This window comes from Variovorax sp. GW821-FHT09D07, assembly GCF_059416345.1.
This window is the reverse complement of the sequence record NZ_JBWKOY010000001.1, coordinates 232,371-251,367: the sequence shown is the minus strand read 5'-3', so window position 1 is coordinate 251,367 and position 18,997 is coordinate 232,371. Positions and strand designations below refer to the sequence as shown.

Here is an 18,997-nt window from a genome sequence, read left to right as displayed (position 1 = left end):
GGAATCGATCCCCCGCCGCGGCCCCTGCCGCGGCCTCGCGGCACCCAGGCCCCTCGCAAGGCGCCGCTGCCGCACTCGCTTTTCTTCGCACTGCTTCCCACCCCGCAAGACGCCGAAACGATCGCCGCGCTCGGCGCGCGCATGAACTCCCAACACGCCCTGAAGGGCACGGTGGTGGAGGTGCAGCGCCTGCACGTCACGCTGTTCGACCTCGGCAACCACGACCAGGTGCCGGCCGACAAGGTGGCCCAGGCATCGACCGCGGCCGCCGCGGTGTCCGTGCCGGCGCTCGATGTCGTTTTCGAAAAATCCATGAGCTACGCCAAGGGCGCGCTGGTGCTGTGCGCCGACGACGAGGCCAACGTCGCGGCGTTGCGCGCGTTCAGGCAGCGCCTGGGCGAGGCGCTGGCCGATGTCGGCCTGAAGCCCTCGCGCGCGTTCACGCCGCACATGACCATCGCCTATGCGCGGCGCAAGCTCGAAAAGCACGCGCTCGAAGCGCCCGCCCGTTGGTCCGCCCATTCGCTGGTGCTCATCGACAGCCACGTGGGCGAGGGCGCGCACGAGGTGCTGGGCCGCTGGCCCGCCGAGGTCTAAGCGCCGTCCTGATCCGCAAAGGTGTCGAACAGCAGCCCGCGCAGCCACTGGTTGCCCGGGTCGCGGTGCACCTTCGCGTGCCAGAACAGGTTGATCGCGATCTGCGGCAGCGCCACCGGGTGCGGTCGCCACACCAGGCCGAAGGGCTCGGCGATGCTGCGCGCCAGCCGCTCGGGCACGGTCGCGATCATCTCGCTCGACTGCAGGATGTGGCCGATGGCCACGAAGTGCGGCACCTTGAGCCGGATGCGGCGCTGGATGCCCTGCGCTGCCATCACGTCGTCGGCCTTGCCGTGGCCCGTGCCGGCGGCCTGCACCTGCACGTGGTCGGCCGCGCTGAAGTCCTTCAGTGAGACGCTGCGCTTGCGCGCCAGCGGGTGCGTGCCCGCGAACAGGCATACGTAACGCTGCAGGAACAGCCGGCGCTGGAACACGCCCGACTTGAGCTGCGGCAGCAGGCCGATGGCGATGTCGACATGGCCGGCCTCCAGGTCGTCGCGCAGGTGGGTCGCGGTGTTGTTGCGCAGCGTGCTGATGGTCACGCCCGGCGCGGCGGCCGAGAGCGTTTCCATGAGGCGCGGCGTGAAGTAGATCTCGCCGATGTCGGTCATGGCGAGCGTGAAGCTGCGCGTGCTCGTGGCGGGGTCGAACACCACCTGCTGGTTGAGCGCCGTGTGCAGCGCGCCCATGGCGTAGGCCACCGGCTCGGCCAGCTGCAGCGCGAAGGGCGTGGGCTCCATGCCGCGGGCGGTGCGCAGGAAAAGCTCGTCGCCCAGCAGCTTGCGCAGGCGCGCCAGCGCGTTGCTGATGGCGGGTTGCGACAGGCCCAGCGACTCGGCCACGGCCGACACGCGCTTCTCGGCCAGCATGCGGTCGAACACCAGCAGCAGGTTGAGGTCGATGTCCTTGAGTTGCATGGCGCACCTTTATTCATGCCGGTGATACAGCCGATTCACCAGATTCTATTGGTCAATCGGAAGAGGCCGCGCATCATCCGTGCCCAGAGACAAGCCGGCCCTGCCGCCGGCGCGAGAAAAAGAGAGCCCGACGATGGACCTGCACATTCACCCCCTTGCCCGCACCCTCGAGGTCCGCCCCGGCGCGAACCTGCTCGAGGTGCTGCGTGAGCACCAGGTGCCGGTGTCGTACAGCTGCATGTCGGGACGCTGCGGCACCTGCCGCTGCAAGGTGGTGTCGGGCCAGCTGCTCGACGGCGGCCAGGACGCGATCCGGCCCGACGGGCAGGGCGAGCGCTACGTGCTGGCCTGCCAGAGCACGCTGACCGAAAGCTGCACCATCGAGATTCCCGAGCCCGACGAGGTGGTGGTGCACCCGGCGCGCGTGCTCAAGGCCACGGTCACGGGCATCGACGTGCTCACGCACGACATCCGCCGCCTGCGCCTCAAGCCCAACAAGCCGTTGGAGTTCTCGCCGGGCCAGTACGCCCAGCTGCAGTTCGGCCCCGAGTTGGCTCGGCCGTATTCGATGGCCGGGCTGAGCCGCGACGCGGAGCTCGAATTTCATGTGCGCCGCGTGCCGGGCGGCCGCGTCACCGCCCACATCTTCGAGCAGCTGCGCGTGGGCGACACCGTGCGCGTGAGCGGCCCGCTGGGCACCGCCTACCTGCGCACCAAGCACCGCGGGCCGATGCTCTGCGCGGCGGGCGGCACGGGGCTCGCGCCCATCCTGTCGATCGTGCGCGGCGCGGTCGCGGCGGGGCTGACGCAGCCGATCCATCTCTACCTCGGCGTGCGTTCCGACGCCGACGTGTACGGCCTGCCCGAGCTGCGTGAATTGCAGGCGCAGCACCTCGGCCTGAAGGTGCACGTCGTGGTGGTCGCCGGCCCCGCGCGCGACGGCCAGCGGCTGGGCCTCATCACCGACGCGATCCGCGCCGACCTGCCCGCGGGGCTCGACGGCTGGCGCGCCTACCTGTGCGGCTCGCCGCCCATGGTGGAGGCCGCGAGCCGGCTGGTGCAGGCGCACGGCCTGGCGCCCGAGCAGACGCATGCCGATGCCTTCTACCTTCAAGGCACCTGAAGAACCGAACAAGAGAAAAGGAGACCCGATGACCACGCCAGCCGTCTTCCCCATCGAACTGCACTGGGAGAGCGAGAAGACCAGCCGCATTCCCTTCATGGCCTACACCGACGAGGCCCTGCACAAGAAGGAGCTGCAGCGCTTCTTCTACGACAAGCACTGGTGCTATGTCGGCCTGGAGGCCGAGATTCCGAACCCGGGCGACTTCAAGCGCACCGCCATCGGCGAGCGCTCGGTCATCCTGTCGCGCGACGAAGAAGGTGCCATCCACGTGTTTGAGAACGTCTGCGCGCACCGCGGCATGCAGTTCTGCCGCGAGCGCCACGGCAACAAGAAGGAGTTCGTCTGCCCCTACCACCAGTGGAACTACACGCTCAAGGGCGACCTGCAGGGCGTGCCGTTCCGCCGTGGCGTGAAGCAGGACGGCAAGGTGCACGGCGGCATGCCGCCCGACTTCAAGACCGAAGACCACGGCCTGAACAAGCTCAAGGTCGCGTCGCGCGGCGGCGTGGTGTTCGCGTCGTTCGACCACGACATCGAATCGTTCGAAGATTTCCTCGGCCCCGACATCCTCCATTACTTCGACCGCCTGTTCGACGGCCGCAAGCTCACCATCCTGGGCTACAGCCGCCAGCGCATTCCGGGCAACTGGAAGCTCATGCAGGAGAACATCAAGGACCCGTACCACCCCGGCCTGCTGCACACCTGGTTCGTGACCTTCGGGCTCTGGCGCGCCGACAACAAGTCGGAGCTGAAGATGGACGCGCGCGGGCGCCACGCCGCCATGATCTCCACGCGCGGCAGCGCCGGCAAGGCCGCGCAGGTGACGCAGGTGTCGAGCTTCAAGGAAAGCATGCAGCTGAAAGACCCGCGCTTTCTGGACATCGTGCCCGAGCCTTGGTGGGGTGGGCCGACGGCGGTGATGATGACGCTGTTCCCCAGTCTCATCCTGCAGCAGCAGGTCAACAGCGTGTCGACGCGCCACATCCAGCCCGTGGGCCACGACGCCTTCGATTTCGTGTGGACGCATTTCGGCTTCGAGGACGACACGCCCGAGATGACGCAGCGCCGCCTGCGCCAGGCCAACCTGTTCGGGCCAGCCGGCTTCGTGTCGGCCGACGACGGCGAGGTGATCGAGTTCTCGCAGGAGGGCTTCGAGCAGAAGCCCTACCACCGCACGCTGGCCGAGCTCGGCGGGCGCGAGGTGGAGAACACCGACCACATGGTGACCGAGACGCTGATCCGCGGCATGTACCGCTACTGGCGCGAAGTGATGGAGGCCGCATGAGCACGCTCGACACGTCCACCTACCTCGACCTGTCGCGCCTGTATGCGGCGTACGCGCACGCCGTCGATTCGGGCGACTGGGACCTGTGGCCCGCGTTCTTCACCGAGCAGTGCAGCTACCGCCTGCAGCCGCGCGAGAACCACGAACGCGGCCTGCCGCTGGCCACGCTCTCGTTCGAAAGCCGGGGCATGCTCGAAGACCGCGTCTACGGCATCAAGGAGACGCTGTTCCACGACCCGTACTACCAGCGCCACGTGGTGGGCCTGCCGCTGGTGCACCGTGTCGACGACGACGGCACCATCCACAGCGAGGCCAACTACGCGGTGTTCCGCACCAAGCTCGATGGGCCGTCGACCGTGTTCAATGTGGGTCGCTACATCGACAAGGTCGTGCAGACCCCCGAGGGCCTGAAGTTCGCGTCGCGCCTGTGCGTGTTCGACAGCGAAATGATCCCGAACTCCATCATTTACCCCATCTGAAACCGAGCCATGACAGAAAAAGAACCAGAGACCCACGGTGCCCCGTTGCGCCGCTTCACCGACCCGGCCTACGTGCCGCTGTGCGCCAACCTCGCCGAGGTGCGCGAGAACATCGACCGGCTCGACCGCCAGATCGTCGCGCTGCTGGCCGAGCGCGGCCGCTACGTGAAGGACGCCGCGCGCTTCAAGCGCGACGCCTTCCAGGTGTCGGCGCCGCAGCGCCAGCAGGAAGTGATCGACAAGGTGAAGGCGCTCGCCGAGAAGGAGGGCGCCTACCCCGAAGTGGTCGAGGCCGCCTACCGCGCGCTCATCGCGGGCTTCATCGCGCGCGAGCAGCAGGACCACCAGGGCATGGTCGACGTGGAGGTGCAGCCATGACGCGCGCACGCCTCTTCGTTGCCCTCACCGCCGTGGCCATGGCCGCCGCTGCCCATGCGCAGGACTGGCCGCAGCGCCCCGTGCGCATCGTGGTGCCGTTCGCGGCGGGCTCGTCGCCCGACATCCTTGCGCGCATCGTCAACGACAAGCTCGCGGCGCGCATCGGCCAGCCGCTGATCGTCGAGAACAAGCCCGGCGCGGGCGGCAACAGCGGCACCGATTCCGTCTCGAAGGCGCAGCCCGACGGCTACACCTTCCTGCTGTCGGTGAATGCGCCGCTGGTCTACAACACCATCCTCTACAAGAACCTGCCGTACGACCCGTTCAAGGACCTCGTGCCGGTGTCGCTGGCCGCAACCACGCCGAACGTCTGCGCGGTCTCCAACTCGATGGGTGTCGATTCGGTCAAGGGCTGGCTGGCGGCGATGAAGAAGAACCCCGGCAAGTTCAACTTCGCATCGACCGGCAACGGCTCGATCTCGCACCTGGGCGTGGAGCTCATCAAGGCCAAGACGCAGTCGTTCGCGGTGCACATTCCGTACGCGTCGTCGGGCCAGGCCGTCACCGCCATCGTGCAGGGCGACGTGCAGTACGCCTGCCTGCCGCCGGTCACCGTGATGCCCCAGGCCAAGGCCGGGCGTCTCAAGGCGCTGGCCGTCACTTCGGCCGAGCGTTCGGCATTGCTGCCCGACCTGCCGACGTTGCGTGAGTCGGGCCTGCCCGACATCCAGGCCGTGCCGTGGTTCGCCTACATGGCGCCCAAGGGCACGCCGAACGACGTGGTGCAGCGCATGAGCCGCGAGATTGCTGCCGCGCTGAAAGACCCCGACACAGTCAAGCGCCTGCAGACCGCGTACTTCGATCCCGTGGGCAGCACGCCCGAAGGCCTGTCGAAGTTCATGGACGAGGAACTGCGCCGCTGGAAGCCGGTGATCGACCGCGCCGGCCTCAAGCCCGATTGAGCAAAGGGAGCACACGATGAGCACGATGACCTGGGTCGACGCCGCGGCGGTCGACGACGTTCCCGCCGACGACGTGGTCGGCATCGAGGTGCAGGGGCGCGACATCGCGCTGTACGGCACCGACGACGGCATCCACGCCACCGACAACATCTGCACGCACGGCCATGCGCGGCTGTGCGACGGTTTCCTGGAAGGCCACGAGATCGAATGCCCGCTGCACCAGGGCCGCTTCGACGTGCGCAGCGGCAAGGCCATGTGCGCGCCGCTCACCGAAGACCTGCGCACCTACCCGGTGAAGATCGAGGGCGGGCGGGTGTTCCTCGCGTTCGAGGGCTGAACTGTTCTGCCTGTGGTCGGCGTGATCTGTATCGGTTCTCGCCGGACCGGTTGGCGACAATGGCGGCCCGTTTTCCTGGACATCCGATGACAGAACCACACAGCCGCGACCAGATCGCCGACCTGATTGCCACCGAACTGGGCCACCGCTTCGACGGCGAGATCCTGGCCGGCGGCCACTACGTGCCGCTGGTGCGCGACGGCCGCACCGTCTACCTCAGCGGCCAGGTGCCGCGCGTGGGCACCACGGTGGTCGTCACCGGCCGCGTGGGCGATGCCGTGTCGCTCGACACCGCGCGCGAAGGCGCGCAGATCTGCGCGCTGCGCAGCCTCGCGCTGCTGCGCCGCGCACTCGGCTCGCTCGATGCGGTCGAGAAGGTGCTGCGCGTGGGCGTGTTCGTACAGTGCACGGCCGACTTCACGCAGCAGAGCGAGGTGGCCGATGCCGCGTCCGACCTGCTGCACCGCGTGTTCGGCGAGGCCGGCGTGCATGTGCGCACGGCGGTCGGCGTCTATGCGCTGCCGAAGAACGCGACGGTCGAGGTCGAGATGACCGTCGCGACCACCCACGCGGCCTGACCTAGGAGCGTTCGCGGCGCGCGGGTTCGCTGCGGTGCAGGTGCACCGCCAGCGTGTCGCGCGGCGGGCGCACCGCGCATTGGGCCAGCAGCCGGCCGGCTTCGCCCCGGTGGTAGCCGTTGTGCGTCACGACGTGGGCCAGCATTTCTTCGCGCGTCATCCGGCCCTTGTCGCCGTCGGTGAACACGAAGAACAGCGGCTCGGCCAGCAGCGCCGGCGTGAGCGTGTCCAGGTAGGCGAGGTACCAGCGGTCGGACTCGGCCACGGCCGCGCGCAGGTCGGCCAGCGTGGGCGTTTCGGGCGTGTTGTCGTCGGTGAAGCCGTGCGGCGTGCCGGTGAGGTGCCCCGCGAAGATCCGGTTCACCACATGCGCATGGTTGACCACGCGGATCGCGGCATGCCGGGCGTCGGCGTGCTGCACGGGGTCGAGGCTGGCCATGCGGTCCAGCAGCTCGTCGTTGGCCCACGCGTGGTACTGGAACAGCGTGCGCAGCAGGGGTGGGGCGCTCATGTCGGGTGTCCTTGTCATCGGGGAACCCGGATGTTCGCGGCAGGCGCGGCGCCTGTCCACCCGAAACAGGATCAGCGCTCGCCGAGCATCCAGCGCGTGCGGTCGCCGCGCCCCGGCAGGTGCAGCGCGGCGGTGGCCGCGGGCGTCTCGGCCAGCAGCCGGCCCTTGCGGAACACCTTGAGCCGCGTCGCGCGCAGGCGGATGGCCTCGACCGGGTCGCGCGCCTGCAGCAGCACGAAGCTGGCGTCGCAGCCGGCTTCCAGGCCGTAGCCGTCCAGGTGCATCACGCGCGCCGCGCGCGTGGTCACGGCCTCGAAGCACTGGTGGATGCCGGCCTGGCCGGTCATCTGTGCCACGTGCAGGCCCATGTGGGCCACCTCGAGCATGTCGCCCGAGCCCATGCCGTACCACGGGTCCATCACGCAGTCGTGGCCGAAGGCGACGTTCACGCCGGCCGCCAGCAGCTCGGGCACGCGCGTCATGCCGCGGCGCTTGGGATAGCTGTCGTGGCGGCCCTGCAGCGTGATGTTGATGAGCGGGTTCGACACCACGCTCACACCGCTCTCGGCGATCAGCGGCAGCAGCTTGCTCACGTAGTAGTTGTCCATCGAGTGCATCGAGGTGCAGTGCGAGCCCGTCACGCGGCCCTGCAGGCCCAGGCGCAGCGTCTCGGCGGCCAGGGTCTCGATGTGGCGCGAGAGCGGGTCGTCCGACTCGTCGCAGTGCATGTCGACCAGCTTGCCGCGCTCGGCGGCCAGTTCGCACAGCAGCTTCACGCTGGCCGCGCCGTCGGCCATGGTGCGCTCGAAATGCGGAATACCGCCGACCACGTCCACGCCCTTGTCGAGCGCGCGCGTGAGGTTGTCGACGCCGCCCGGCGAGCGCAGCACGCCATCCTGCGGAAAGGCCACCAGCTGCAGGTCGATGTAGGGCGCCACCTGGCGCTTCACCTCGAGCAGCGCATCGACCGCGAGCAGGCTGGGGTCGCTCGTGTCCACGTGCGAGCGGATCGCCAGCAGGCCCTTGGCCACGGCCCAGTCGCAGTAGGCGAGCGCGCGTTCGATGAGCGCATCGGCCGTGAGCAGCGGCTTGAGCTCGCCCCACAGCGCGATGCCTTCGAGCAGCGTGCCGCTCTGGTTGACGCGCGGCTGGCCGTAGCTCAGCGTGGCGTCCATGTGGAAATGCGGGTCGACGAAATGCGGCGCGAGCAGCAGGCCCTGGGCGTCGAGCGTCTCGTGCGCGGGTGCGGCCAGGCCGGGCGTGACCTCGGCGATGCGGCCGTCCTGCACGGCAACCGACATGCCGGTGCGGCCGTCGGGGAGGGTGGCGTTGGTGATGAGAAGGTCGAGCATCGGTGGGGTGTTTTTTTTTGAGGGGCGTTCAGCGCGTGCGCTGCGCGCGGAAGCGGTATTGCCCGGCGGCCGGCCCGACCTCGATGGTCACGCGGCGCAGCTTGTCGTCGTGGCCCGAGTCGGCCTTGGCCGTGACCACGATGCCCCGCGGCGTGGCGCGGCAGGTGAGTTCGCTCAGGGAGATTTCCGCGTGGTCGTTGTCGAGCTCGGCGATGGCGGTCGTGTGCACGGCGTACAGGCTGTAGCTGCGGTCGGCCTCGCCGCGCGCCATCCACTGCACGTAGAGGAACGACTGCGCGAAGGCTTCGGCGTGGATCACGCGGTAGGTGCCGTGGTGGTCGGTGCCCCAGGTGCCGCAGGTCTGCACCCAGGTGACGGCGTCGTGGGTGGCGAAGCGCTCGGGGCCGTAGTCGGCGCCGAGTGCGTGGGCGCCGCCGCCGGCCAGGGCGAGCAGCGCGGTGGCCAGCAGGCGACGGAGGCGGAGCCGCGTCATCGGCATGTCAGCGTTCTCCCTTGCGGTAGGGTTTCATCAGCGCCTGCGGGTAGCTGGCCTTGCGCGCCACCAGCACCAGCGCCAGGATCGACAGCAGGTAGGGCAGCATCAGGTACAGCTGGTAAGGCAGCACGGCATCGCCCGATTGTTGCAGCCGCAGCTGCAGCGCGTCGAAGAAGGCGAACAGCAACGCGCCGAGCAGGGCCTTGCCGGGCCGCCACGAGGCGAACACCACCAGCGCCACGCAGATCCAGCCGCGCCCGTTCACCATGTTGAAGAAGAAGGCGTTGAAAGCCGACAGCGTGAGGAAGGCGCCCGCCACACCCATCAGCGCCGAACCCGCCACGATGGCACCGGTGCGCGTGGCCGCGACCGACACGCCCTGGCTCTCGGCCGCCTGCGGGTTCTCGCCCACCATGCGCAGCGCCAGGCCCAGCGGCGTGCGGTACAGCACCCAGGCCACCGCCGGCACCAGCAGCAGCGCGAACAGCGTGAGCGCGGTCTGCGCGCCGAGGATGGGCACGGGCAGCCAGTCCATCGGCGCGAAGGGCGTGATGGTCGGCGGTGTGTTCACCTTCGGAAAGCTCACGCGGTAGCCGAAGTAGCTCAGCGCCGTGGCCAGCAGCGTGATGCCCAGCCCCGAGACGTGCTGCGACAGCGCGAGCCCGACGGTCAGGAAGGCGTGCAGCAATCCGAACACCATGCCCGTGAGCGCGGCCACGCCGACGCCGGCCCACAGCGGCGCGCCGGCGTACACCGCGAGCCAGCCGGTGAAGGCGCCCGCGACCATGATCCCCTCGATGCCCAGGTTGAGCACGCCCGCACGTTCGCACAGCAGCACGCCCAGCGTGCCCAGGATGAGCGGCGTGGCGATGCGCATCACCGCGACCCAGAAGGCGGGGTTGGAAAGAATGTCGAGCAGGTCGGTCATTTCGTCACCCGCACGCGGTACTGCGTGAGCAGCGTGGCCACCAGCACCGCGATCAGCGAGGCCGCGACGATCACGTCGGCGATGTAGGTCGGCACGCCCACGGCGCGGCTCATGGTGTCGGCGCCGACCAGCACGCCGGCCACGAACACGCCGGCGGCGATCACGCCCAGCGGATGCAGCCCGGCGAGCATCGCGATCACGATGCCCGTGTAGCCGTAGCCCGGCGACATGTCGAGCGTGACGTAGCTCGTGCGGCCCGCCACCTCGATGGCGCCGGCCAGCCCGGCCAGCGCGCCCGAGAGCAGCGCCACCATGACCACGGTGCGCGTCACCGGCACGCCGGCGAAGGCGGCGGCGCGGGCATTGGCGCCCACCGCGCGGATGTCGAAGCCCAGCACCGTGTACTTGAAGATCGCCCACACCATCACCGCGAGCGACACGGCCCACAGCAGCCCGGTGTGCACGCGCGTCTGCGCGATGAGCTTGCCCAGCTCGAGGTCGGATTGCAGCGACACGCTCTGCGGCCAGCCCATCGCCGTCGGGTCTTTCATCGGCCCGTCGAGCAGCGCCGACACGCCCAGCAGCACGATGAAGTTGATGAGCAGCGTGGTCACGACCTCGTCGACGCCGAGCTTGTTCTTCATGAGCGCCGGGCCGAGCAGCATCAAGGCGCCCGCGACCGCAGCGGCCAGCATCATCAACGGGAACAGCACCCACGGCGACAACTCGAAGCCGGTGCCGCCGTGCATGCCGCCCACGGCCACGGCAGCCAGCGCGCCCGCGAACAGCTGCCCCTCGGCGCCGATGTTGAAGAGCCGCGCCTTGAACGCGACCGTGGCGGCCAGGCCGGTGAGGATCAGCGGAATGGCCCGCGTCAGCGTCTCGCTCCATGCGAACACCGAGCCGAAGCCGCCCTGCAGCAGCAGCGCGTAGGTGCGCCCGACCGGCGCGCCGGCCCAGCGCACGAGCAGCGCGCTCACCAGCAGCGTGAACACGACCGCGCCGATGGGGGCCAGCACCAGCGCGGCGCGCGAGCTTTCGTGGCGTCGTTCGAGGCGCATCATGCGGCGGCTCCCGGGCGTTGCGGCGCCGTGGCACCGGCCATCGCCAGGCCGATGGCCTCGCGCGTCCAGGCCGCGGCTGGGCGCGCTTCGCCGAGGTGGCCGCCGTGCATCACGGCCACACGGTCGCCGAGCGCGAGCACTTCGTCGAGGTCGTCGGAAATGACCAGCACCGCCGCGCCGGCATCGCGCGCGGCAATGAGCTGCTGCTGCACGTAGGCGACGGCGCCGATGTCCAGGCCCCAGGTCGGCTGGTGCGCCACGATGAGGCGCGGGGCGCGGTTCGGGTATTTTTTGTTGTCGGTGTCTTGTTCCACTTGCTCAGGCGCCAGCAGCGCCCGCCCCAGGATCAGTTTCTGCATGTTGCCGCCCGAGAGCGAGCGGGCCGGCGACATCAGGCCGGCGCCGCGCACGTCGAAGGCTTTCTCGATGCGCCGGGCGTGCAGCCGCGCGGCGGCGCGCCGGACGATGAACGACCAGCGTGAAAAGACAGGGCTGCGCAGCCGCTCGGACACGGCGTTCTCCCACACCGGCAGGTCGCCGACCACGCCGACCGCGTGCCGGTCTTCGGGGATGCGCGCCACGCCACGCTGCACCAGCCGGGCGGGCGAGGGCGGCAGTGCACGGCCCATGAATTGCGCAGTGCCGGAGACGGTGCGGCGCGTGCCGCTCAGCAGCTCGGCGAGCGCGACCTGGCCGTTGCCCGAGACGCCTGCGATGGCGGTGATTTCGCCGGCGCGCAGCGTGAGCGACACCTCGCGCAGGCGGTCCTGCCCGCCGTCTTTGGTCGATGCGGTGCTCACATGGTCGAGCACGCAGACCGCGTCGCCCACCGATTTGGCGGGCCGGCGTTGCGGCGCCTCGACCGCATGGCCGACCATCCACAGCGCGAGCTGCGCCTGCGTGGTGTCGACCGTGCGCGCCTCGGCCACGAGCTTGCCGCCGCGCAGCACCGCGATGCGCTGCGACACGCGCAGCACCTCGCCGAGCTTGTGGCTGATGAAGATCACCGACAGGCCTTGCGCCACCATCTGCGCGAGCGTGGCGAAGAGCGCTTCGCTCTCCTGCGGCGTGAGCACGGCCGTGGGTTCGTCGAGGATCAGGATGCGCGCCCCGCGGTACAGCGCCTTCAGGATTTCCACGCGCTGGCGCTCGCCGACCGAGAGGCTGCCGATGGTCGCGTCAGGCTGCACCGGCAGGCCGAAGCGCTGGGCCACCTCGAGCAGCCGCGCACGGGCCGCCGCACGGTGCGAGACCGGGCGCCACAGCGGTTCGGTGCCCATCGTCACGTTGTCGAGCACGCTGAGGTTGTCGGCCAGCGTGAAGTGCTGGTGCACCATGCCCACGCCGGCGGCCAGCGCGGCCTTGGGGTTGCCGGGCGGCAGGGGCGAGCCGAAGACTTCGATGCGGCCTTCGTCGGCGACGTAGTGGCCGAACAGGATCGACATCAGCGTCGACTTGCCGGCGCCGTTCTCGCCGAGCAGCGCGAGCACTTCGCCGGCCTGCAAGTCGAGGGAGATGGCGTCGTTGGCCACGAGCGGGCCGAAGCGCTTGGTGATGCCCTGGAGGCGGAGCACGGTGGGGTTCATGAGCAGACAGGTGGCGACGGCAGGTCGCGGCAGAAATTCTCGATGGCCCGGGCGGAGGCGGCGGGCGAGGCCTGCAGCAGGCCGTGGGGGCCGTCGAGCTGCACCAGGTGCAATGCCGACAGCCCGCGCTGAATGGCGGCCACCGCGCGGCGCGGCACCACGCGGTCCTGCAGCGCCTGCAGGTACATCGCCGGCACACGCACCAACGGCAGCTTGTCGCGCACGTCGACGCGCTGCACTTCCTTCATGCGGTGGGTCATGACCGCGACCGACACCTGCTTCAGCGAGGCCTGGAGCATGTCCGACAGGTGCGGCGACGCCGAGCCGCCCAGCAGCAGGTGCCGCATCGGCGCGCGCATGAACTTCGAATGCAGCAGGCGCATCGACAGGTCGAGCAGGCCCGCGCGCATCAGCGCCAGGCCGGGCGCGGGCCGGCGCGCGAAGCTGCAGCACAGGATGAGGCCGCGCAGCCCCGGCGGGCGCGAGGCCGCGAGGGAGATGGCCAGCGGCCCGGAAAACGACTCGCCGAGCAGCACGAAGGGCTGCTGCGTCGGCAGTTGCGCACGCACCAGCGGCTCGAGTTCGTCGTAGCCCAGCACCTGGCGGCCCGGGTAGCGCACGACGTCGATGGCGGCCTGCGGCCCCAGGGCCTGCGCCAGCGGCGCGAAGAGATCGCCGGTGCCGTCCATGCCCGGCAGCAACACAAGACGAGGCAGGCGCCCGGGCGCCACCGTCACTTCCACGCGGCCAGGAAGGCCAGCATGACCTTGGCCGAGTTGTCGGCCGCGATGCTCATGAAGGTGCCCATCTCGTTCTCGCCGTCGCCGCCGCCCGCGAGGTCGCTGAGCGAGCGGAAGGCGATGTAGGGCACGCCGTTGCTGTAGGCGACCATGCCCACGGCGGCGGTTTCCATGTCGAGCACGTTGGCCTGGAAGGTCTTGTAGGTGTATTCGCGGTAGGCCTTGTTGTCCATGAAGGCCTGGCCCGACACGCCGTTGCCGCCCACCACCAGCTGCGGCTTGCGCGGCAGGCACTTGCCCGCGCCGCAGTTCGCCAGGTCGACATTGCGGATGCTGCGCGCCACCTCGAGCATCTTCGGATCGGCCGCGAACCAGAACTTGCGCTCGATGCCGGGCTTGGCGGCCGAACGCACCTCGACCGGGCGCGGGAAGTTCATGCCGAAGTTGGGCAGCGTGGCGTCGGTGATGAAGGGCGGCGCGCTGTACTTGCCGGGCGCGGTCTCGCGCGCCATGAGCACCTCGAGGTACTGGCCCCACTGGGCCGGCACCGTCACGTCGCCCACGTGCAGCGACGGGTTCACGCCGCCCGCGATGCCGCTGAACACGATGCCGCTGATGCGAAAGCGGTTGAGCACGAGCTGCGTGTTCATGGTCGCGTTCGTCATGCTGATGCCCGAGAGGAACAGCACCACGGGCTTGCCTTCGAGCGTGCCGGTTGTGAACTCGACGCCGTTCACGCTGTGTTTGCGGGGGCCCTGCAGGCGCGTGAGCAGCAGCTTGAGCTCGGGCTCGAAGGCCGAGATCACGGCCAGGCGCGGCGTGTCGTCCAGCCGCGTGCTGCTGTTGATGCTCACGACGTCCGACTTGTAGACGCCGACGCAGCCCGTCAGCACGAGGCCGAGCGCGGCGGCCAGGACCGGGCCGCGCAGGCGCTGGAGAAGCGAGGAAGTGTTCGTCATGGTCATCAGGAGTTGGTGGGCGGGAGTGAGGGACGGTGTGCGGCGTCGGGCGTGGCGATCCAGGCTTGCAGCGCGGCGACGCGCGCGTGCTTCGGTGCCAGGCCGACGAAGGTGGTGTAGGCGGCGAGCGCCTTGGCGTCGTTGCCGGCCTGCAGGTAGGCATCGCCCAGGTTCAGGTAGGCGAGGGCGCGGCTGCCGTCCATGTCGATGGCCTGCTCGAACCAGCGCGCGGCCTCGACCGGCTTGCCGCGCTTGAAGTACACGAAGCCCAGGTTGTTGGCCGCGAGCGCAAAGCGCGGCTGCAGCTTCAGCGCCTCGGTGAAGGCGGCTTCGGCTTCGTCGTAGCGGCGCTCGCGGTACAGCTGCAGGCCGCGGTCGTTGGCGCGCTGGGCGGCCACGCGCGGCGTGAGCGGCGCGGCGGCCGGCATGGTCAGCTTGGTGTCGGCGCCTTCGAGGTTCTTCACCACGACCTCGACGGCGGCCGGGCCGGCCTTGGCCGCCTTGGGTGTTGCGGCCGCATGCACGGCCTGCTCGTTGGCCTGATCGATGCGCTTGTTGACCTGGCTGGCAGCGGCGTCGAGCTGCAGGCTGTCGCCGCTGAGGCCTTCGCGCTCGACGGGCAACGCGAACACGAACTCGCCGCCCTCCGAGCCCGGCAGGCTGCCGAAGGCCGGCGTCTGCCGCGCGATGGCCGAGACCGCCGGCGCCACGTAGGCCGCGAGCTCGGTGCCGGTGATGACGTTGTCGCCGTTCAGGTCGGCCTTGCCCGACAGCGCCTGCAGCATCGTCCAGGTGAAGACCGAGTGGCCGCCGGGGCCGTCGTCGGCCACCTGCTGGTCGGCGCCGCCGGCGGTGAGCATCTGGCGGCCGATGCGGCGCGCGTTGTCGGTCAGGAAATTCCTGTTGCCCTGCGACGCGCCGCCGCGCGTGAGGCCCAGGCCCGAGTAGCAGGCGTCCACGAGGAACAGCACGTGCTTGGCCGACAGCGCCTCGGCCACCTCCTGCAACTGCGGCATCGAGATGGCGTCGGAGGGCAGGTTGTCCTGCGTGGCGTCGACCGGCACGATGTAGCCGACGTCGCGCCCGCTCGCGAGCTTGCGGGTGCTGCCATGGCCGGCAAAGAACACGAGCACGCGGTCGTCGCGCTTCACGCGCTTGCCGTCGGTCAGCTTTTCATTCAGGGCGCGCAGGATGTTGGCGCGCGTGGCCTGGTCGTCGTACAGCGCCGTGATGTTCTCGGGCTTGAAGCCGAAGCGTGTGACGAGTATTTGCTCCATCGCCTTGGCGTCGGGCACGGCGTGGTGCAGGCCGGGCCACTTGGCGTACTTGTCGATGCCGATCACCAGCGCGTGGCTTTCGCGGTAGAGCGTGTCGCCCGAGGTGGCGGCCACGCCGTCGTCGGGCGCCGCCTTTTTCGACGCGCTGACGACGAACTTGCCGTCGCGCCAGGTGGCAAAACGGTAGCCGTCGGCCACCAGCTGGTCGAGCACCGTGGGCAGGGCCTGCACGGTGCGGCCCTGGATGTCGTGGAACAGGATGACGCCGCGCTTGGCCTTGTCGACCTCGGCCAGCACGCGGTCGGCGATCGACTTGGGCACGGGGTCGGCCCAGTCCATGGAGTCGACGGTCCACATCATGGAGCGCAGCTTGAGCGCCTCGACCGTGCTCAGCTTGGCTTCGTTGCGCGCGCCGTACGGAAAACGAAAGAGGGTGGACTGCGGCCGGCCGGTGGCATCGAGCAGCGTTTCGGTCTCGCTGGCTTCGACGCGCACCGCGTCGTCCGTCATCTTGGCCATCATGCCGTGGCTGAAGCTGTGGTTGGCGAGCACGTGGCCGGCGGCCAGCACGCGCTTGGCCGCCGCGCCGGTGGCGCTGAGCTGGGCCTTGCCCTGTGCATCGAGCTTGCCCAGGTTGCGCCCGAGCTGGAAGAAGATGGCGGGCGCGTCGTAGCGCTTCAGTATCTCCAGGATCTCGTCGGTGTGCTTGGCGTGCGGGCCGTCGTCGAAGGTGAGCACGACGGTCTTGGCGGGCAGCGAGGTGCCGAAGATCTCGCGTGCGTCCGCGCTGTCCTTTTCCTTGGCGCCGCCCGGCGGCTGCGTATAGGGAACGATGGCGCCGAAGTCTTTCAGGATCTGCTCGCGCGAGTACAGGCCCTGCAGCTTGGCCACGTAGTCGGCCCACTTCTCGCGCTTGGGCTCGATGCCGCGCTGCGCGAAGCGGCCGAACACGTCTTTCAGCTCGCGGTCGTAGGCCTGCTCGATCTCGGCGAGCACGGCCAGGTCTTCGCTGGCGCGCCGGCCGAGCTTGAGCCCGGACAGCGACTGCGCCTGGCTGTAGCGCGTGCTCAGCTCGGACAGGAACTCCTTGAACGCCAGCCGGTCGGCGTCGAACCAGCTGGGCTCGCTCTCGATGCGGTCCAGCAGCGCGTTCAGGCCCGCCACCGCAGCCGGGTCCGTCATGTCCGCGGCCTGGGCGATCAGCGCCTGCTGGCGCTCCTGCATCTCGTGGAACAGCTGCTGCCCGACGGCGCTGACGGCGCGCTTCTCGGCCGCGTCGAGCGCACGTTCGCCGGTCATCAGCACGATCATCTGGCGGTGCGCGGCGAGCAGGGCGTCGGCGCGCGCCTGCAGCGCGGCTGGAATGCCGACCGGTGCCGCGACCACCGGCGGCGCAGCGGCAGCGGGTGCCGAGGCGGCCGATGCGGGCACCTCGACCGCCGGGGCGGTGGCCGGGGCCGCCGGCTCAGGTTGACAGGCGGCGAGCCCGGCGGCCAACGCCGCGATGGCCACGCCATGGATTGCGGTCTGCCATCGCGCACGCTTCATGGGTTCGGGTCTGCTCGCTTGTCTGTCTGCTTGTTACTTGGCGGTGGACTTCGGCTGGGCGTCGTCCACCTTCACGGTGAACTTGCCGGCCAGGATGTCGGTCTGCTTCGCCTTCACCTTGGCCACGACGTCGGCCGGCACCTTCTTCTCGAAGGTGCCCAGTGGCGCGAGCTCGGAGCCCTTGTGCTTCATGTGCGAGTACACGCCGTAGTCTTCGGCGGCAAACTTGCCTTCCTTCACCAGCTTGATGGCGCGGTCGGCCGAGGGCTCGAAGTTCCACAGCGCCGAGGCCACCACCGTGTCGGGGTACTGGGCCTGCGTGTCGATCACGTTGCCGATGGCGAGCTTGCCCTTTTCCTTGGCCGCGTCCGACACGCCGAAGCGCTCGGCGTACATGATGTCGGCGCCCTTGTCGATCATCGCGAAGGCCGCTTCCTTGGCCTTCGGCGGGTCGAACCAGCTGTTGATGAAGCTCACGCTGAACTCCACCTTCGGGTTCGTTTCCTTCGCGCCCGCCATGAACGCGTTCATGAGCCGGTTCACCTCGGGAATCGGGAAGCCGCCGACCATGCCGATGCGGTTGCTCTTGGTCATGCCGCCCGCGACCATGCCGCTGAGGTACGCCGGCTCCTGGATGTAGTTGTCGAACACCGAGAAGTTGGGCGCCTGCGGCTTCAGCGACGAGCCCATGAGGAACGCCACCTTGGGAAAGTCTTTCGCGACCTTGCGCGCCGCCGCTTCCACCCCGAACACCTCGCCCAGGATCAGCTGGTTGCCGCCCGTGGCGTACTCGCGCATCACGCGCTCGTAGTCGGCATTGCTCACGTTCTCGGTCGCCTTGTATTCGATCTCCCCACGCGCCTCGGCCGCCTTCAGCGCCTTGTGGATGCGGCCCACCCATTGCTGCTCGAACGGCACCGTGTACACGGCAGCCACCTTGAGCTTGGCCTGCGCGAGCGCAAGGCCCGGGGCGCCCGCCGCAAGCGCTGCGGCGACGGCGATGGAACGAACGATCAATTGACGGCGTGCTGTCACGGTCTTCTCCTCGATTGAAATAAAAGAACCACCCTGCAATCCCCATGCCCACCAACAGAGCCCGCCCTCGCGGCGGGCTCCCTTCCAGCAAACACCGAGGAACCGGCTCCGCCGGGCCTCAGGTGTTGCCCCCGGTAGGGGGTTGGCGAAGCGACACGAAGTGCGCGAAGCCTGGGGGCGAGCCTTACTTCGTGCCGAAGATGCGGTCGCCGGCGTCGCCGAGGCCGGGCAGGATGTAGCCATGGCTGTCCAGCTCGCGGTCGATCGCGGCGGTGTAGATCGGCACGTCGGGGTGCGCGGTCTGCATCGTCTTCACGCCTTCGGGGCAGGTCAGCAGGCAGACGAACTTGATCGACTTGGGGTTGAGTTCCTTCAGCCGCTCGACCGCGGCCACGGCCGAGTTGCCGGTGGCCAGCATCGGGTCGACCACTATCACGTCGCGGTTCTCCATCTCGCCGGGCATCTTGAAGTAGTACTCGACGGCCGTGAGCGTCTTGGGGTCGCGGTACAGGCCGATGTGGCCGACGCGCGCGCCCGGCACCACCGTGAGCATGCCGTCCAGGATGCCGGTGCCGGCCCGCAGGATCGACACCAGCACCACCTTCTTGCCGTCGATGACCTTGGCCTGCATGGTCTCCAGCGGGGTCTCGACCTCGATGTCCTGCATCGGCATGTCGCGCGTGACCTCGTAGGCCATCAGCATGCTGATTTCGTTCAAGAGCCGGCGAAAGCTGTTGGTGGAGGCGTCCTTGCGGCGCATCAGTGTGAGCTTGTGCTGGACGAGGGGGTGGTCGACGAGGTGGACGTTGCTCATTGGAGTCTTCTTTTGGTGTGCCGTTGCG

The 18,997-nt window shown here is 69.3% G+C and carries 20 protein-coding genes; 8 read left to right on the top strand and 12 right to left on the bottom strand.

Features of this window, described 5'->3' with window-relative positions:
* The first annotated feature begins 141 nt into the window (after positions 1-141).
* On the top strand, positions 142-597 hold the full coding sequence (locus AC07OX_RS01155) for a 2'-5' RNA ligase family protein (RefSeq protein ID WP_495262519.1): 456 nt from the start codon (positions 142-144) through the stop codon (positions 595-597).
* Here AC07OX_RS01155 and AC07OX_RS01150 read toward each other — a convergent pair.
* Entirely contained in the window at positions 594-1,514 is a 921-nt protein-coding gene (locus AC07OX_RS01150) for a LysR family transcriptional regulator (protein ID WP_062477812.1), read from the bottom strand. The two genes, AC07OX_RS01155 and AC07OX_RS01150, sit on opposite strands and share 4 nt — an antisense overlap.
* A 133-nt stretch (positions 1,515-1,647) precedes the next feature.
* Between AC07OX_RS01150 and AC07OX_RS01145 the strand changes: the two genes are divergently transcribed.
* From AC07OX_RS01145 to AC07OX_RS01115, 7 genes are all read left to right on the top strand, one after another.
* The gene (locus AC07OX_RS01145; protein ID WP_495262518.1) at positions 1,648-2,637 is read left to right on the top strand and encodes a 2Fe-2S iron-sulfur cluster-binding protein; all 990 of its coding nucleotides are present in this window, start codon (positions 1,648-1,650) and stop codon (positions 2,635-2,637) included.
* 28 nt (positions 2,638-2,665) lie between these two features.
* Positions 2,666-3,925 (top strand): aromatic ring-hydroxylating dioxygenase subunit alpha, encoded by a 1,260-nt coding sequence (locus AC07OX_RS01140; protein WP_495262517.1) that lies wholly within the window; start codon positions 2,666-2,668, stop codon positions 3,923-3,925.
* Complete coding sequence (locus tag AC07OX_RS01135; protein WP_095745369.1) at positions 3,922-4,404, top strand: aromatic-ring-hydroxylating dioxygenase subunit beta; 483 nt, start codon at positions 3,922-3,924, stop codon at positions 4,402-4,404. The genes AC07OX_RS01140 and AC07OX_RS01135 overlap by 4 nt, the downstream gene beginning before the upstream one ends.
* A 9-nt stretch (positions 4,405-4,413) precedes the next feature.
* Positions 4,414-4,782, top strand: a complete 369-nt coding sequence (locus tag AC07OX_RS01130) for a chorismate mutase (RefSeq protein ID WP_495262516.1) — start codon at positions 4,414-4,416, stop codon at positions 4,780-4,782.
* Positions 4,779-5,744, top strand: a complete 966-nt coding sequence (locus AC07OX_RS01125) for a Bug family tripartite tricarboxylate transporter substrate binding protein (RefSeq protein WP_495262515.1) — start codon at positions 4,779-4,781, stop codon at positions 5,742-5,744. Before AC07OX_RS01130 ends, AC07OX_RS01125 begins: the two co-directional genes overlap by 4 nt.
* 16 nt (positions 5,745-5,760) lie before the next feature.
* Positions 5,761-6,081 (top strand): non-heme iron oxygenase ferredoxin subunit, encoded by a 321-nt coding sequence (locus tag AC07OX_RS01120; RefSeq protein WP_056580656.1) that lies wholly within the window; start codon positions 5,761-5,763, stop codon positions 6,079-6,081.
* Between the two features lie 86 nt (positions 6,082-6,167).
* On the top strand, positions 6,168-6,659 hold the full coding sequence (locus AC07OX_RS01115) for a RidA family protein (protein ID WP_495262514.1): 492 nt from the start codon (positions 6,168-6,170) through the stop codon (positions 6,657-6,659).
* Between the two features lies 1 nt (position 6,660).
* On the opposite strand, the gene AC07OX_RS01110 is transcribed toward AC07OX_RS01115, so the two are convergent.
* From AC07OX_RS01110 to upp, 11 genes are all read right to left on the bottom strand, one after another.
* The gene (locus AC07OX_RS01110) at positions 6,661-7,170 is read right to left on the bottom strand and encodes a DinB family protein (protein ID WP_495262513.1); all 510 of its coding nucleotides are present in this window, start codon (positions 7,168-7,170) and stop codon (positions 6,661-6,663) included.
* 71 nt (positions 7,171-7,241) lie between these two features.
* Entirely contained in the window at positions 7,242-8,522 is a 1,281-nt protein-coding gene (locus AC07OX_RS01105) for an amidohydrolase family protein (protein ID WP_354342060.1), read from the bottom strand.
* Positions 8,523-8,550: 28 nt separating this feature from the next.
* Entirely contained in the window at positions 8,551-9,015 is a 465-nt protein-coding gene (locus tag AC07OX_RS01100) for a hypothetical protein (protein ID WP_495262512.1), read from the bottom strand.
* 7 nt (positions 9,016-9,022) lie between these two features.
* On the bottom strand, positions 9,023-9,946 hold the full coding sequence (locus AC07OX_RS01095; protein WP_495262511.1) for an ABC transporter permease: 924 nt from the start codon (positions 9,944-9,946) through the stop codon (positions 9,023-9,025).
* Entirely contained in the window at positions 9,943-11,007 is a 1,065-nt protein-coding gene (locus AC07OX_RS01090) for an ABC transporter permease (protein ID WP_495262575.1), read from the bottom strand. Before AC07OX_RS01090 ends, AC07OX_RS01095 begins: the two co-directional genes overlap by 4 nt.
* On the bottom strand, positions 11,007-12,596 hold the full coding sequence (locus AC07OX_RS01085; RefSeq protein ID WP_495262510.1) for an ABC transporter ATP-binding protein: 1,590 nt from the start codon (positions 12,594-12,596) through the stop codon (positions 11,007-11,009). The genes AC07OX_RS01090 and AC07OX_RS01085 overlap by 1 nt, the downstream gene beginning before the upstream one ends.
* A complete protein-coding gene (locus AC07OX_RS01080; RefSeq protein ID WP_495262509.1) occupies positions 12,593-13,339 on the bottom strand; it encodes an alpha/beta fold hydrolase in 747 nt (248 codons plus the stop codon). The genes AC07OX_RS01085 and AC07OX_RS01080 overlap by 4 nt, the downstream gene beginning before the upstream one ends.
* On the bottom strand, positions 13,330-14,301 hold the full coding sequence (locus tag AC07OX_RS01075) for a 5'-methylthioadenosine/S-adenosylhomocysteine nucleosidase (protein ID WP_217493452.1): 972 nt from the start codon (positions 14,299-14,301) through the stop codon (positions 13,330-13,332). The genes AC07OX_RS01080 and AC07OX_RS01075 overlap by 10 nt, the downstream gene beginning before the upstream one ends.
* On the bottom strand, positions 14,301-17,120 hold the full coding sequence (locus tag AC07OX_RS01070) for a polysaccharide deacetylase family protein (RefSeq protein ID WP_495262508.1): 2,820 nt from the start codon (positions 17,118-17,120) through the stop codon (positions 14,301-14,303). The genes AC07OX_RS01075 and AC07OX_RS01070 overlap by 1 nt, the downstream gene beginning before the upstream one ends.
* A 33-nt stretch (positions 17,121-17,153) precedes the next feature.
* Positions 17,154-18,155: a BMP family protein gene (locus tag AC07OX_RS01065; RefSeq protein ID WP_495262507.1), complete on the bottom strand. Its 1,002-nt coding sequence runs from the start codon at positions 18,153-18,155 to the stop codon at positions 17,154-17,156.
* Between the two features lie 184 nt (positions 18,156-18,339).
* Entirely contained in the window at positions 18,340-18,969 is a 630-nt protein-coding gene (upp, locus tag AC07OX_RS01060) for a uracil phosphoribosyltransferase (protein WP_062477764.1), read from the bottom strand.
* Positions 18,970-18,997 lie beyond the last annotated feature (28 nt).